Annotated in this window: 17 protein-coding genes; 8 read left to right on the forward strand and 9 right to left on the reverse strand. The window is 56.0% G+C overall.

What is annotated here, in order from left to right; translation table 11 throughout:
* From ACWIUF_RS17190 to ACWIUF_RS17200, 3 genes are all read left to right on the forward strand, one after another.
* A partial coding sequence (locus ACWIUF_RS17190; protein WP_448573749.1) for a phosphodiester glycosidase family protein occupies positions 1-1,250 on the forward strand: 1,250 nt, incomplete at its 5' end.
* Positions 1,251-1,358: 108 nt separating this feature from the next.
* The gene (locus tag ACWIUF_RS17195) at positions 1,359-1,796 is read left to right on the forward strand and encodes a cupin domain-containing protein (protein ID WP_448573750.1); all 438 of its coding nucleotides are present in this window, start codon (positions 1,359-1,361) and stop codon (positions 1,794-1,796) included.
* Positions 1,793-2,119, forward strand: a complete 327-nt coding sequence (locus ACWIUF_RS17200) for a HesB/IscA family protein (protein ID WP_448573751.1) — start codon at positions 1,793-1,795, stop codon at positions 2,117-2,119. Before ACWIUF_RS17195 ends, ACWIUF_RS17200 begins: the two co-directional genes overlap by 4 nt.
* 26 nt (positions 2,120-2,145) lie before the next feature.
* Here the strand turns inward: ACWIUF_RS17200 and ACWIUF_RS17205 are convergent, their stop codons facing one another.
* From ACWIUF_RS17205 to prfB, 9 genes are all read right to left on the reverse strand, one after another.
* Entirely contained in the window at positions 2,146-2,814 is a 669-nt protein-coding gene (locus ACWIUF_RS17205; protein WP_448573752.1) for a response regulator, read from the reverse strand.
* Positions 2,815-2,964: 150 nt separating this feature from the next.
* Entirely contained in the window at positions 2,965-3,735 is a 771-nt protein-coding gene (locus ACWIUF_RS17210; protein ID WP_448573753.1) for an MBL fold metallo-hydrolase, read from the reverse strand.
* A gap of 85 nt (positions 3,736-3,820) precedes the next feature.
* Positions 3,821-4,414, reverse strand: a complete 594-nt coding sequence (locus tag ACWIUF_RS17215) for an anthranilate synthase component II (RefSeq protein WP_448573764.1) — start codon at positions 4,412-4,414, stop codon at positions 3,821-3,823.
* A 153-nt stretch (positions 4,415-4,567) separates the two neighbouring features.
* Positions 4,568-5,053: a diacylglycerol kinase family protein gene (locus ACWIUF_RS17220; RefSeq protein ID WP_448573754.1), complete on the reverse strand. Its 486-nt coding sequence runs from the start codon at positions 5,051-5,053 to the stop codon at positions 4,568-4,570.
* A gap of 350 nt (positions 5,054-5,403) precedes the next feature.
* Complete coding sequence (gene ybeY, locus ACWIUF_RS17225) at positions 5,404-6,036, reverse strand: rRNA maturation RNase YbeY (protein ID WP_448573755.1); 633 nt, start codon at positions 6,034-6,036, stop codon at positions 5,404-5,406.
* A 14-nt stretch (positions 6,037-6,050) separates the two neighbouring features.
* Positions 6,051-6,287 carry a DUF3285 domain-containing protein gene (locus ACWIUF_RS17230; protein WP_448573756.1) on the reverse strand — a complete coding sequence of 79 codons (237 nt, stop codon included), beginning with the start codon at positions 6,285-6,287 and terminating at the stop codon, positions 6,051-6,053.
* 75 nt (positions 6,288-6,362) lie between these two features.
* Positions 6,363-6,857 carry a DUF3368 domain-containing protein gene (locus tag ACWIUF_RS17235; protein ID WP_448573757.1) on the reverse strand — a complete coding sequence of 165 codons (495 nt, stop codon included), beginning with the start codon at positions 6,855-6,857 and terminating at the stop codon, positions 6,363-6,365.
* Positions 6,854-7,102, reverse strand: coding sequence for a UPF0175 family protein (locus tag ACWIUF_RS17240; protein WP_448573758.1), 249 nt, complete (start codon positions 7,100-7,102; stop codon positions 6,854-6,856). Before ACWIUF_RS17240 ends, ACWIUF_RS17235 begins: the two co-directional genes overlap by 4 nt.
* A 51-nt stretch (positions 7,103-7,153) precedes the next feature.
* Positions 7,154-8,285 (reverse strand): peptide chain release factor 2 gene (gene prfB, locus ACWIUF_RS17245; protein WP_448573765.1). Its coding sequence is split into 2 segments (ribosomal slippage): positions 7,154-8,209 and positions 8,211-8,285, totalling 1,131 coding nucleotides; the frame shifts between segments, so codons are not numbered across the junction.
* Positions 8,286-9,257: 972 nt separating this feature from the next.
* On the opposite strand from prfB, the gene ACWIUF_RS17250 reads away from it, so the two are divergent.
* The 5 genes from ACWIUF_RS17250 to ACWIUF_RS17270 all read left to right on the forward strand — a co-directional run bounded on the left by ACWIUF_RS17250 (position 9,258) and on the right by ACWIUF_RS17270 (position 15,007).
* A complete protein-coding gene (locus ACWIUF_RS17250; protein WP_448573759.1) occupies positions 9,258-10,034 on the forward strand; it encodes an SDR family NAD(P)-dependent oxidoreductase in 777 nt (258 codons plus the stop codon).
* A 136-nt stretch (positions 10,035-10,170) separates the two neighbouring features.
* Positions 10,171-10,371 (forward strand): cytochrome b6f subunit PetP, encoded by a 201-nt coding sequence (petP, locus tag ACWIUF_RS17255; RefSeq protein ID WP_448573760.1) that lies wholly within the window; start codon positions 10,171-10,173, stop codon positions 10,369-10,371.
* Positions 10,372-10,417: 46 nt separating this feature from the next.
* The gene (locus tag ACWIUF_RS17260; protein WP_448573761.1) at positions 10,418-11,524 is read left to right on the forward strand and encodes a Get3/ArsA fold putative tail anchor-mediating ATPase NosAFP; all 1,107 of its coding nucleotides are present in this window, start codon (positions 10,418-10,420) and stop codon (positions 11,522-11,524) included.
* Between the two features lie 60 nt (positions 11,525-11,584).
* On the forward strand, positions 11,585-12,604 hold the full coding sequence (gene chlG, locus ACWIUF_RS17265; protein WP_448573762.1) for a chlorophyll synthase ChlG: 1,020 nt from the start codon (positions 11,585-11,587) through the stop codon (positions 12,602-12,604).
* Between the two features lie 177 nt (positions 12,605-12,781).
* A complete protein-coding gene (locus ACWIUF_RS17270; protein ID WP_448573763.1) occupies positions 12,782-15,007 on the forward strand; it encodes a transglycosylase domain-containing protein in 2,226 nt (741 codons plus the stop codon).
* The last annotated feature ends 25 nt before the right edge of the window (positions 15,008-15,032 follow it).

Here is a 15,032-nt window from a genome sequence, read left to right on the forward strand (position 1 = left end):
CCCTGCTGCAACAATTCCGCCCCCAACCGCCGCCGCCAACACCTCCAGCGTCAACGACACCGCCCTCGCCACCTCCCCTCCCGGCCCCGATCGTTGAACTCGTCCAGCAACAAACCCGTATCCGCATTCCCCTCCCAGCGGGATCACGGGTCCAAGCCGCCACCCTGCCCAACCCCACCCGCCTGATCCTGGATGTACGCAACGATGCGCCGCTCTTGCCCCGCAATATCCAGTGGGCACCGGGGTTACGCTGGCAGCAACAGCTGGTTCGCCTAGGGACGGCAGCCTTCCCCGTAGTGTGGTTAACCCTGGAGCCACCCCAAGCCCTAGCGCTCCGTCCGATCTGGACTTCCCCCCAAATGATGGCCGGGATCGATCCCCTCCTCCGCATGGCGGAACGGCACCAGGCCTTAGCCGCGATCAACGGCGGCTTTTTTAACCGCAATAACCAACTGCCCCTAGGCGCAATTCGGCATGAGGACCGCTGGCTATCGGGACCGATTCTGAATCGGGGCGCGATCGCCTGGAACGATCGGGGCGAAACCCGCTTTGGTCGCCTTACCCTGCAAGAGACCCTGGTCACAGCCACCGGGAATCGTTTGCCCTTGCAATTTCTGAACAGTGGTTACGTGCGCGCTGGGATCTCCCGCTATACCCCCACCTGGGGTAGCAGCTACAGCACCCTCACGGATAACGAGGCCATCCTGACCGTGCGCCAATCCCAAATCATGGATCAGAAAGCCGGCGGTCCCCAGGGCCAAATGGTCTTCCCCATCCCCAGCGATGGCTACCTCCTGGTGGTGCGATCGCAGGCATCGATCCTGCCCAGTTTGCCCGTTGGGTCGCGGGTCGAGGTTGCCCAGGCTACCAGTCCCGCTAATTTTGACTCCTATCCCCACATCCTAGGGGCGGGTCCCCTGTTGCTCCAAAACCGCCAGATTGTTCTCGATGCCAAAGGGGAAGGCTTTAGCGATGCCTTTATTCAACAATTAGCCCCCCGCAGTGTCATTTGTCGCACCGCCACGGGTACCCTCCAAATAGCCGCCATCCATGCCCGCGTCGGGGGACGGGGCCCCAGCCTCCTGGAAACTGCGCAACTGGTGTCAGCCCTGGGGTGTGTCGATGCCTTGAATCTAGATGGCGGCAGTTCGACCAGCCTCTACCTGGGGGGCCAACTGCTCGATCGCCCACCCCGCACCGCTGCCCGTGTCCATAACGGCATTGGCCTTTTTCTGCGACCCCAACCATAATGGTGGCATTCCCCCTAGTCAGTTAGGCTATCTCCCCTCATTGGGAAGCGTCAATCGCGTTTAATGACTTACATTTGAAGATTTTGAGGATTTTGAGGAACAGTACTCATGGTTCAACTGCAAGATACCAGTTCCCGCCCGATCGTGGCCCCGAACCTGGAACCCGTCGCCGCCACTGAGTTGCGCCCCTGGGGGTCCTTCACGGTTCTGGAAGAGGGCCGGGGCTACAAGATCAAGCGCATTGAAGTGAAACCCGGTCATCGCCTCAGTTTGCAAATGCACCACCACCGCAGTGAACACTGGATCGTGGTGTCGGGAACGGCGCGGGTGATCTGTGGCGATCGGGAAGTTCTCCTCTCCAGCAACCAGTCCACCTACGTTCCCCCCTGCACCCATCACCGCCTGGAAAATCCTGGTGTGATTCCCTTGATCCTGATTGAGGTGCAAAATGGGGAATATCTCGGCGAAGATGATATTGTCCGTTTTGACGACGACTACGCCCGCGATTCCCAGCAGCCTAATCAGCAGCCCCATAAATCTCGATGATGCAAATTACCCCCGCAGCCGCCCATGAACTCAAGCGCTTACAAGCCAAACAGGCCAGTCCCAAGGCCCGATTTCGCCTAAAGGTGGCGGCGGGGGGCTGTGCAGGGCTGTACTATGCCCTCTCGTTTGACGAAACCCTGGACCCCCAGGATCAAGTCGGTGAATGCCAAGGAATTCTCACCGTAGTTGACCTGGAAACCCAAAAACACATTCAAGGCCTCGTCCTAGACTACACCGAGGACTTAATGGGGGGGAGCTTCCGGTTCCATAATCCGAATGCCACCCAAAGTTGCGGTTGCGGTCACTCCTTTGCCCTAGCCTAGTTTTGTCCCCAGATGCCCTCAGGCTGTTAGGACTTTATCTGATGGGTAAGCAGGGCACGCATCTGTTTGAACTCATTCGCAATCACCGCCAGAATCCGATTCTGTTGATCTAGTTGCTTGGTCAGGTGTTCGACCTTCGCTTCCAGACTGGCCGTTTTGATTTCCTGTTGCTGAATTCGCTTCCCTAAAACAGACAGACGGGTCACGACCTCCCGTTGGACGAGGTTTTCCATTCCCTGGATTAACAGGGTTTCTAGGCTCGTCATTTTGGCCAGTAGTAGTTTTTGGGTGGCGTCTTCGGTGGTCTCTACGGCTTCGGCCTGCGGTGACAGTTGCAGCAAGTGATGAATGCGATCGAGCAGGAGTTCCGCTTCAAAGGGTTTCTCGATAAAGTCAAAGCCCTTAAATGGTTCCGGAATCCGGGCTGTCACTTGCTCCTTGAGGCCCGACATAATAATGACTGGTGTGCGCCGCAGAGATTCCTCCTGGCGCATATGGCGCAGGGTGTCGTAGCCATCCATTTTCGGCATGACAAAGTCCAGCAAGATCAGATCCGGATGGTGTTGCTTGGCCATTTGCAACCCCATTACCCCATCACTGGCCTCCAGGACTTCAAAATGCTTTGAGAGAATGCCCGAAACCATCCTCCGAATCATGGTGCTATCGTCGATGACCAAAACTTTCCTGGCCGGCATAGCAGTGATAAGTACATTTACTTTTAGTTCAGCTTAACGCTTCCCAATTGTCCCTGGCAGAATACCCACACCCGATCGGCTGAGCGTATCCTCTAGCCGATGAGGTAGATAGAAGGGCGAGCATCCAGGAGCTAGCCCTGTCCCAACCCATTAAGCACTCCCGAGGACTTGAATCACAGGTCCCGTTGCCGGCAGACTAGCACGGGTTACGGCGAGGGTGGTGCTATTACTGCGACGAATTGGAGAGGCCGCCACCAGATCCAGGAAGGCTTGGAGATCGACCAGATCACAGGTATTCGCGTCAGCGGCAGGCGTGCGATAGTGGCACGGAATCACCAGCTTGGGATTGAGGACCTGGATCGCCGCAACGGCTTGGGCCGGGGTATAGGCTTTGACACCATTCCCAACCGGCACAATCAGCAGATCTGGCTGGCCCATCAAAATGCGCTGCTCCAGGGTAATGGGTGTGGCCGCACCGCCTAAGTGCAGAATGTTGATCCCGGCCTGGGGCCACCGCCAGGCAATGTTATTGGGGAACCAGCGCCCACTCTCCAGCCGTCGCTCCATACGAATGCCCTGGATCTGGGTATTGCCTAACTGGTAAACCCCCGGTTCAAAGAGCAGGCGTTGGTTTGGGTCCAGGTTATCGATCGCCCCTTCATCCAACAGGCGACTGCCAATCATTACGAGGTCTGCGGTAATCTTAGGGGCCGGATACCCCTGGGTACAGCCAAGTGGCCGAAAGGGATTGACTAAAATCTGCTGGCCACCGCCCTTAAAGAAAAAACAGGTATGGCCTAGCCATTGGATGGACAGGCTATTGTCTTGGGCTTGGGCTGTCGGTAGGTGTGCCAGGACGCCAGATCCCAACGTAGCGAAGAAGCTGGCCCCAGCATAATACAGTAATTGTCTCCGTCTCATAGGTTCCTCACGCACAACACAGATAGGCGGTATCCCAGCAGGCTGACCATAGCGGGCTGGCCATAGTGGGCTGATCAGAGGGAATTTACCATTGGGAGTCTACGATCGCCGTCAAAAAGTTTCGTAACAGAGATTTCCCCGCTTGGGTCAGGATACTTTCCGGGTGGAACTGTACCCCTTGCAGGTGCGGCCACGTCCGGTGACGTACCCCCATAATGGTGCCATCCTCAATCCAGGCTGTGATCTCCAGGTCAGTCGGGCAACTGGGGCGATCGATCACCAGACTATGATACCGGGTTGCCGTAAACGGTTGGGGTAGCCCCTTAAAGACGCCCGTATCTGCATGGGCAATATCCGAGGTTTTGCCGTGCATGAGGGTGGGGGCCGACACAACTTGTCCCCCAAAGGCTTGCCCAATACTTTGGTGACCTAAACAGACCCCCAGAATGGGCAGGGTTGGCCCCAATTCCTTAATGAGATCTAGGGAAATGCCTGCATCCTCCGGACGGCCTGGTCCGGGTGAAATGACGACCCCATCGGGCTGCATTTGCTGAATCTCCGCCACGGAAATTTGATCATTGCGGAAGACCGGCACCGCCGCCGCCACGGGCAACTCGTTACCCAATTCCCCCAAATATTGCACCAGGTTATAGGTAAAACTGTCGTAATTATCGATCACCAGAATCAAGACGGGCGACTCCTTTGCACAAGAAAACACAAGAAAACGATTCAGACACGATTGGGAACCTAAGCCTCCTCGCGTCTTGCTTAGGACCCCTCACTCCCTATTATCTCTGCTCTTCGCATATCGCGTATTTTGCGTATCGCGTATCTATCCTCTTGCCTGCACCAACGCGACCAATGGTGGCAGCAGCAAACACCCCCCGACCAGAATCGAGACGATCGCTGAGATCACCACCGCACCCGCTGCACAATCTTTCGCAATTCTCGCCAATTCGTGATAGGTCTGCTTTACGGTCAAATCCACCACCGATTCCAGGGCGGTGTTAATTAGTTCCATTGTCAGCACGGCCCCGATCGTCAGGAACAGGATCACCATTTCAAGGGCACTCAGGTGCAAATACAACGCGAGGGAGAGGGCTACAAGGCCAATCAGCACCTGGACCCGGAAGTTGCGCTGGGTTTGGAAGGCATAGCTCACGCCGTTCCAGGCATATTTGAAACTAATGAAGAGATTGGAGGCCACCTGCCAGGAAAACTGTCGTTTGAGTTCCTCGCCGGGATTGCGGGGGGGGCTACTGGTCGCAGCCGCGGCCCCGGAGACTGATGATTCAGTTGTTGAGAGATTTTGCGTCATGGGTACAGTCCAGCACAGCGGTAAGCAAACAAGGTCATTGCCACAGTTAGGCGTGAGTATCCTGTCGGAGGGCCGTGTTCCTGCGACCCAGGCAGTCCCAGAGGTACAGTCGGTTGCATGGAGAACCGTTCAGCAGCGATTAGCCTCGGCAACAGCCCAGAGAACCCAGCGGGACCCCGACAATTAGGCAAGCATGAGTCGTATACGCTCTTTGGTGAGATTAGCAGGTTCATTTAGAAATGCAAACGAGGTCTTACCCCAACCAGTGATGCGCTCAGCAACCCCTAGGAATGCTGTCCCACCTGATCGGGTGCAGAAAAGTGGAGATTGCCAACCCCAAGCGATCGCCCCTAGACAGATGACTGGGCTAACGCGATCGCTGGGGCCGGTAACCCGATCGCTGGGGCCGGTAACCCGATCGCCGTTAACAACTGGGCCTGTTGGGTCAGCATGGCGGTCAACTGTTCATCGTCGGGATGATCCCAGCCGAGGAGATGCAGCAAGCCGTGGGCGGCTAACCAGGCCAGTTCGATCGTCAGGGCATGACCCGCCGCTTGGGCCTGCCGTTGGGCTGTTTCCACCGAGATCACCAAGTCCCCCAGATAGAGGGGTTCTTCTTCGCGATCGGGGATATTCGGTGTGTCCACTTCTAGGGCTGCAAAAGCCAGAACATCGGTGGGTTGATCCTTTTGGCGATAGGCGGCGTTGAGTTGCTGGATTTCAGCATCATCCGTCAGTCGTAGGCTGAGTTCATAGCCCCAGGGGGCAGTGAGGGCCGGTTGCAGGACTTGGAGCCATTGTTGAAACCAGGTTTGCCAGCGATCGGGGGTCAGGTCTCTCAGGGGAAGTCTCCCCGTGTCTGAGTGATTAGCCGATTCTCCGGTGGAGAGGGTGCGCGAACGCGCCATTGCCTCCCCGTGGGCGGATTGGCTAGCCTCCCGCTCGGTGTAATAGTCCTGGAGATGGAGTTCAACGGGAATCATGGGGGCTGCTACCCTTAGCGGGTGAGATAGGAGATACCCACCAGGAAAGCCAACAGGCCGATCGTCGTCAGGGAAAAGTGAACCAATGACATCCTCCGCTTGCGCACCATATTCCGCATCGCCAGCTTGACATAGCTATCGGTGGGCGGTGTAACGGCTGGGACTTCAGTCTCCAGGGAAAGAGGGGCGGGCGCGGAGTGCTGGGTTTCCCCATTGGCAAGGGGAGCAGTAGACGGAGCAGATTGGGTCATAGGGACAAAGCAAGCAATGGTCGATTCATACTTCTTAATATTAACGATATTCTTGCCTTTTCAGGGCGACTTCAACTAAGTTTCGTTAACAATATTCAAAATCTGGTCGTATAAGGCTGAAGAGACTCGAAAATCTGAGGTGGCGATCAAAGCATCTATCAAGGGCTTCACCGCCGCAATTAAATTTTTCCGTTTTGCCTCAACTAAAATACCCAGTAATCCAGTAATTTTAATACCTAAACGGTCAGCTTCTGCTCTGCCACGACGTTCATCAATAAGTAGTAAGTGTGCTCCAAGCTCTAAAGCCAGCGCAATGGCTTCAGATTCCCCAAGATCTAATCTTGCTTTATTTTGAAGGTATTCAGCAACTTCACGCTTAGCGATCGATCTAACTTCGAGCCAAGTAGCAGCTTTAACTTCCAAACTTCCCGGCGCGGGTGGGTCGATATCAACAAGCTCACGATATACTGCATCTGGAATAACAACTTGCTGGTAGAGAAGGGGCAGAAGCCTTAGCTGATTGATTGCCGCTAGATTGGTGATTGCTGAGGTATCGCTAATGACAATCACAATCGTCCCAACTCCCGCAAATTCTTCAAATCTAACTCAAAATCTTCAATATCATAGGAATACAGTGCAATTTTGCGCTGCTTTAGCAGTTGACGAAAAGCATTGAGTGGCATATCTGCTAAACAGCTAGCGTAGCCAAGTGTTAAACGACCCGTTTGGAACAGATATAGGGCAATTTCCTGACGGAACTCGCTTGCTGTCAGTTGAGAGGCTTGCAGGATTTCATCCGAGATAACAACACTCATAGGAGATTTACCTTACCGACCACCCCTTCAGAGTAACCTAAGAAACTCTGACTACACACTGACGGGTGAGGCCGCAACGATCTGGTTTTCCTGGCGCAGATAGGCTTGGATGAAAGCGGCCAGATCGCCGTTCATGACCTCTTCGATCGCGGTCGTTTCCACATTGGTGCGCAAATCCTTGACCAATTGGTAGGGATGGAACACATAGTTGCGAATCTGGTTGCCCCAGGCGGCTTCCACCATGTCGCCCCGGATATCGGCGATCGCTTGGGCGTGTTGTTCCTGGGCGATGACCAGTAATTTCGCCTTGAGTAGGGCCATCGCCTTTTCCTTGTTTTGCAGTTGCGATCGCTCCTGGGTACAGCGCACGGCGATCCCGGTGGGGATATGGACAATGCGCACTGCCGTTTCCACCTTGTTGACGTTTTGGCCGCCCTTGCCCCCCGATCGCGAGGTCGTGATTTCCAAATCTTTGTCGGGAATGTCGAGAGTGATTGTCTGATCCAGAATCGGCATCACTTCGACCCCAGCAAAACTGGTTTGACGCTTGCCATTGGCATTAAACGGCGAGATCCGCACCAAGCGATGGGTACCCTTCTCGGATTTCAAGTAACCGTAGGCATAGCGCCCCTCAATTTCCAGGGTGGCCGACTTGATCCCCGCCTCGTCTCCCTCGGAGTATTCCAACAGATGGACCTTGTAGCCCTGGTCTTCGGCCCAGCGGGTATACATCCGCAGCAGCATTTCCGCCCAGTCCTGGGCATCGGTGCCCCCCGCGCCTGCATTGATACTGAGGGTGGCCCCACTCTGGTCGTAGGGACCTGACAACAATTGTTGCAATTCCCATTGATCGAGTTCGTGGCTCAAGTGGGTAAGGTTAGTCTGGGCCTCCTGGAGCAAAGCTGCATCGACTTCTAACTCCAACAGTTCCAGGATGGCCCTTGTATCGTCCAGGGTGGTTTGCCACTGCTGCGATCGCTGGACGTGGGCCTTGAGATCATTCAGTTCTTGCAAAATTGCCTGGGCACGGGCCTGGTCTTCCCATAAATCCGGCTGGGCAGCCGTTTGTTCTAAGTCCTGGATTTTGGCATTCAGGGCAGGCAAGTCAAAGATAGTCCTGGGCTTTGCCCAGGCGCTCAGCCAACAATTCGAGATCGCGTTTCAGATCTTGCGTTTCTAGCATGGTGTCAAACTCAATCACACTCACCCCCCTATGTTTCGGTACGATGGCAATCCCGATCGCGGGGAGCATCGACGGTTGGGAGGTTGTAGGGCTGATCTTAGCTCATTCGCTGTACGGAGTCGTCCCGCTCACCCTGAGCCTGTCGAAGGGGCCTGAAACCTATTTGTAACCCATCCCTTTCAGGCTGACAGACCACCAGGGAGCATCAGTAAATCCACGGGCGATCGCCCGTCACGGCCTCTCAGCGATCGCTGCTTTTCTCATAAATCTATACACCCCCAACCCTCGACTTTGGAACCTGATTGTCTGGAAATACCTGTCAAACAAAGCTTCTCGATGAATTTGCCGCCAGCCATTCATGTCAGACTTTTCTGAGTAAATTGTAAATTTTCGTAAAGAATCCTCGATTTCGTTAAGAAATGTTGCGGGTCGTGAATCTGGCTGCTAACGTCGGTAGATAGGTGACCTCAGGCTAGGTCCCTGGATGTTGATCGCAGCGAGGTGAATGACCGATGCGCTCACAAACAAATAGGTTCGGTTGCCTGAATCAGAATCGGGTTGACGACCTGGAATGGCGGGTCTGAACGACTGATTGCAATACCACCCCTGAGGAGGAGGTAACCCCATGTTCAAAGCCGCTACGATTTGCGATCGCCCAGCGATCGCTTAAGTTGATCGAGATCTTGCTGAATGCCCCACGGAAGGAACAGGTTCTCTTGAGGTAACCACACCTGTTCTTGATGAGCGGGCCGCTCAAAACGTTTTGGTGATGTCTTTTTATTTGCAGACTGGTTATTTGCAGACGGGGCCAGCTTTTTAGCCCGTTAACGTCAACTTTTTGCTAACCAACATCAAACCTGTCTGGCTACGCCCCCTCGGTGTGCTGCTCCCTGGCGACTAGGATGATCGGGGAGATCAGCCCAGGATGTAAGGAAGATGGTGCGTAGGCAGACCTCGCAATGGAGGTTACGTATGAATTTGCAAGGTAAAACGGCTCTGGTGACCGGAGCCTCACGCGGCATTGGACGGGCGATCGCCCTCGAATTAGCCCGCCAAGGCGTTCACCGTTTACTCCTGGTCGCACGGGACGGCCAACGGCTGGCGGAAGTCGTCACGGAAATCAAAAGGCTGGGGGTGGATGCGATCGCCCTGCCGCTAGATCTCACCCAACCGATCGAGACCCATACCACGATCTCGCGGGCTTGGCGGGACTATGGTCCCATTCACCTATTGGTTAATTCGGCTGGGGTGGCCCACCAGTCCAGTTTCCTCAAGACGCGGCTGCCCCAGGTTCAGGAGGAAATTGCGGTTAACCTCGTGGGTCTCTATACCATTACCCGCTTGCTGGCCCGCCGGATGGCTGCTCGTCGGGAGGGCCATATTGTCAACGTATCTAGCCTCATGGGTAAAGTGGCCGCACCCACAATGGCCACCTATTCCGCCACTAAGTTCGCGATCCTCGGCTTTACCCAGGCCCTCCGGGGGGAATTGGCCCCCTACAACGTCCACGTGTCCGCCCTGCTGCCCTCCCTCACGGATACCGATATGGTGCGGGATTTGCACTGGTTCCGCTGGGTCGTGCCGATGTCGCCGCAACAGGTGGCTAAGGCACTGGTGGCCGGTTTGAAGCGCGATCGCACGGAAATTCCGGTGGGTTGGCAAAGTCGCCTTGCCCTTTGGGCAAACCGTCTGGCCCCCTGGCTGGTGGAGCAGGTGGTGCATCGGGCAGCTCCATCTTCATTGGGTTAAATAACGATCGCGGACGATCCCGAAACTGTTACACTTTGTAATGGCTTCTTCCCGTAGCTATTTTGGGAACCCGGTCCTTGTGCAGTTTCGGTGTTCTCCCAGAATTCCAATCCTTACTATTAGCAAGCGAAAACCCATGATGGAGATTGGACAAACCGTAAAAGTACGTCGCGTCAGAGATCGGATTCCGGCGGAAGTGGTCAGCAAAATCAAGCAAAACCCTAAGGGCACTGTCCAGGGCTACAAGATGGTGGACGGGAGTGGTGTGGGTGTTGTCGTCCAGTTTGAGAGTGGCTTCTCGACCTGGTTTTTTGAGGACGAAGTGGAACGCGCCTAACGTTAAATACGCCTTTCTACGCCGATAAGCGATAACACCAGCACTCATGACCTTAATCCTGACATTCCTGGGTAAAGGGGGGACCGGGCGCACGACCGTCGCGATCGCGGCGGCGAAACGTCAGGCTGCTCAAGGCCAGCGCGTGCTGCTGGTGAGCCAGGATGCGAGTCCCGTCCTGCGCCTGCTGTTGGGGCCACTCCCCGACGGTCCTGAACCCCATGCCCTGACGGATCACCTGGAGGTGGTGCAATTTCAAAGTACCCACCTGCTAGAGCAGAGTTGGGAGACGATGAAGGAACTGGAGGCCCAACACGTGCGCACGCCCTTCTTTAAGGAGGTGTTTGGGCAGGAGTTGGGGATTTTGCCGGGGATGGACCAGGCGTTGGCCCTGAATGCACTGCGGGAATATGTGGAATCCGGACGCTATGACACGATCGTTTATGACGGGGCCGGGGATCTGACGACGCTGCGGATGTTCGGGATGCCTTCGATCCTCAGTTGGTATCTGCGGCGCTTCCGCACGGTGGTGAGCAACTCGGACCTGGCGCGGGCACTGTCGCCTTTCCTGCAACCAATATCGGCGGCCATCTTCCACAACATTACGCTTTCGAGCGATAACTTTGGCGAACCGACTAACCAGGTCAATGATCTCCTCGATCGCGGCAAGGCGGCCCTGGCTGATCCCCAGCAGGTCATTGCTTACCTAGTGACAACTGGGGACGCAGCGGCGATCGCGATGGCTCGCTACCTGTGGGGCAGTGCCCAGCAAATTGGCCTCACCGTGGGGGGGGTGATCCTGAATCAAGGCATTTCAGTCCCCGCCGCAACGCAACCGGAATTTTCCCCACTTCCCCTGAGTCACTTGCCCCAGCGCACAGGGGAAGATTGGCAGCCGTTGCTGGCAGCCCTACCCGATTTTGCCAACCCGGCTAGTGTTCCGGCTCCAATGAGTATTGATATCAGCGGGCGCAAGGTGAGTCTGTTTTTGCCCGGATTTGAGAAGAAGCAGGTCAAACTCACCCAGTATGGGCCAGAGATCACGATCGAAGCCGGTGACCAACGCCACAATGTTTTCCTGCCGCCAGAGTTAAGTGGTCGTCCCGTTGCGGGGGCCAAGTTCCAAGACGGCTATTTGATTATTTCTTTTGGATAATCTTTGGATAATCTTTCGTGAATAAAGCTTGTTTGTGTTTGCATTTCCTGGTGAATGTCCATGACTGATGTACGCCCCGAACCTCCCCCGATGACTGAAGCGAGTATGCCGTCCCCTGAACCCGAAACATCCGGCCAGGGCGCTAAGGCGCGGCAATTGCTGGGGATGAAGGGGGCCGCAGCGGGCGATCGCTCGATCTGGCAACTGCGGCTGCAACTGATGAAGCCGATCACCTGGATTCCCTTGATTTGGGGGGTGGTCTGCGGGGCGGCGGCTTCGGGGAACTATACCTGGAGTCTTGAGAATGTCCTGATCGCGGCGGCTTGTATGTTGCTGTCGGGGCCGCTGATGACGGGCTATACGCAAACGCTGAATGATTTTTACGATCGCGAGATTGATGCGATTAATGAACCCTATCGCCCCATTCCCTCCGGCGCGATTTCCGTACCCCAGGTGATCACCCAGGTATTGGTGCTGTTGGGCGTCTCGATGATCCTCGCCTTTGGTCTGGATCTATGGGCGGGTCATGCCTTCCCTTCGGTGGCCGCGATCGCGATCTTGGGGGGCTTTTTGGCCTTTATCTACTCAGCTCCGCCCCTCAAACTGAAGCAAAATGGTTGGTTGGGCAACTATGCCCTAGGGGCCAGCTATATTGCGCTGCCTTGGTGGGCAGGACAAGCCTTGTTTGGCCACCTGGATTGGCAAACAATGGTATTAACTCTGTTCTACAGTTTGGCCGGATTGGGGATTGCCGTCGTGAATGATTTCAAAAGTGTCGAGGGCGATCGCCAATTGGGGTTGAAATCCCTGCCGGTGATGTTTGGCATTACGGCGGCGGCCTGGGTTTGTGTGTTAATGATCGATGTGTTTCAGTTGGGGATTGCGGCGTATTTATTTAGCATTCAACAAAAAATCTATGCCGTTATCCTGATTTTGCTGGTGATCCCCCAGATCACCTTCCAGGATATGTACTTTCTCCGGAACCCATTAGAGAATGATGTAAAATACCAGGCCAGTGCCCAACCTTTCCTGGTCTTGGGAATGTTGGTGACGGCTTTGGCGATCGGTCATGCCGCATAAGGATACCGTTACTGGCGTCCCGATTGCGGCACTGCAAGGAGAGAAACAAACGGTAGGGAGTTTTTAGAAGCCCGATCGCAGAACTGCAAGAGGAAGCCCATGACTAAAGTCGGCCCCCGATTCAAAGTGAACTTGCCTTGGTCATTGCCCAAATCCTGGACCATTGAACCTCGGCAGTTGTCCCAAAGGCTGTTGGCGTGGGGCAGACATAGTGCAGCGATCGTACTCGTCTTGGGAATTGGGGCAACGCCCGTAGCGTTGCGGTGGTCCTGGATGCAGTTACAGGCGGATCTTCCCGATACCTCCGCAGTGCTGACCTATGTGCGGGATGGGACACTGACGATCGTGGCGGATGATGGTACGGTTTTGCACCAAATTGGCCCGCTGAGTCGGGAGCAACTCTCCCTGCGCCAGTTGCCGCCGCTGGTGGCCCAAGCCTTTATCGCGGCGGAAGATCGGCGGTTTTATGAACATGAAGGTGTCGATTACTGGTCGATCGTGCGGGCCGTCATTACCAATGCCCTGGCAGGAGAAGTCGTCGAGGGTGGTAGTACGATTACGCAACAGTTGGCCCGGATCGTCTACCTGGATCAGGAGAAAAGCCTGAACCGCAAATTCCGCGAAGCGCTCTTGGCCCAAAAACTAGAAGACGAGATCCCGAAAGCAGAGTTATTAGAGCGCTATATCAACCTCGTCTATCTGGGGTCCGGGGCCTATGGCGTTGCAGATGCGGCCTGGATCTATTTCAGTAAATCAGTAGACGAACTCACCCTGCCGGAAATAGCCATGATTGCGGGGATGCCGCCCGCGCCCAGCGTCTATTCACCCCTAGTAGACCCGATCGCCGCCCGACAACAACGCGATCGCGTCCTAGTCCGAATGGCCGAAGCGAAATTTATCACAAAAGCCGAAGCCGAAGCAGCGATGGCGGCCCCACTGCAACTCAATCCCGCCCCCCCCAAGCATTTCAACAGTCAAGCGCCCTACTTCACCAGCTACGTCCAGAAAGAAATGGCCCGTTACCTCACCCCAGAGCAGATTGAGGTAGGCGGGTTGACGGTGGAGACGACGCTGAATGCCGAGTGGCAGGAACAGGCTGAGAAAGTCGTGGCGGACGCGATCGCCCTGGATGGTCCGGCGGAGGGGTTTAAGCAGGCAGCCCTAGTGGCGATCGACCCCCGCACCGGGGAAATTAAATCGCTAGTAGGAGGAGCAGACTTCAGCAACAGCCAGTTTGACCGGGCCACCCAAGCGCAGCGACAACCTGGATCGACGTTCAAGACGTTTGTTTACGCGACGGCGATCGCCACAGGGAAATCCCCCAACCAGGGCTATGAGGATGCCAGTTACCGGATTGATGGCTACGAGCCACAGAACTATGGCCGGACGTTCCGGGGGTGGGTGTCCCTCCGGGAAGCACTGACAGCCTCGATCAACGTAGTAGCCGTCAAAGTACTAGTAGACGTAGGGTTTGAACCCGTCATTAACCTGGCCAAAGCAATGGGCATTGAATCCCCCCTAGCCCCCACCTACTCCCTGGCCCTAGGGGCCTCAGAAGTGAACCTGCTGGAATTGACCAGTGCCTACGGGACGCTGGCGAACCAGGGGAAACACATCCCCGTCCACGGGATTCGGCGGATTACCAACTGGCGCGGCGAAGTCCTCTTTGATGCCAATGCAACCCTCAAGCCGAAACAAGCCCTGGATGCAGATACCGCCGCGATCGTCACCTGGATGTTGGAATCCGTTGTCCAGGGGGGCACTGGGCGGGCAGCGGCACTGGGGCGACCCGTCGCCGGGAAAACCGGCACATCGGAAAAAGCGCGGGACCTGTGGTTTGTGGGCTATATTCCCCAACTGGTAACCGGAGTCTGGCTCGGCAACGACGACAACGCCCCCACCTATGGCAGCAGCGGCACCGCCGCCTACAACTGGCGGTTATTTATGGAGCCGATCGTCCGGGATATGCCCGTTGCCGAATTCCCCAGTTTACCGCCCCTGGAAGGGCGACAAGCCACCATCAAGGCCCAACCCGTGCGCGGGCGGACGACGGCAGCGACGAACAAACCTGCCGAAACCAGCGACTATCCTAACGACTATCGCGACGATACCTACTACGAGGAACGCAGTCGCCAGGAAACAACACCGTCGGACGCGCCGGATACAGAGGCTGGCCGGGAAGAGGTTTGGGAAGAGGCCCCCGCACGACGGGAATCGGCTCCGGCCTCACCAACCTATGAGGCTCCAGTGGAATCAGTAGCCCCACCCCCGGTGCCCGCCGATCCCCCACCCCCATCGGAACCTGCCGTCAGCGATCCGGGGTCATACGAGGTGCCCAGCTACTATGAAGCGGCTCCCCCACCCCCGCCGGAACCAGCGGCTGCACCCCAAATGATTGAGTAGTTTTACCCCTATGCCTGTGTTAACC

Source organism: Trichothermofontia sp., assembly GCF_053493415.1.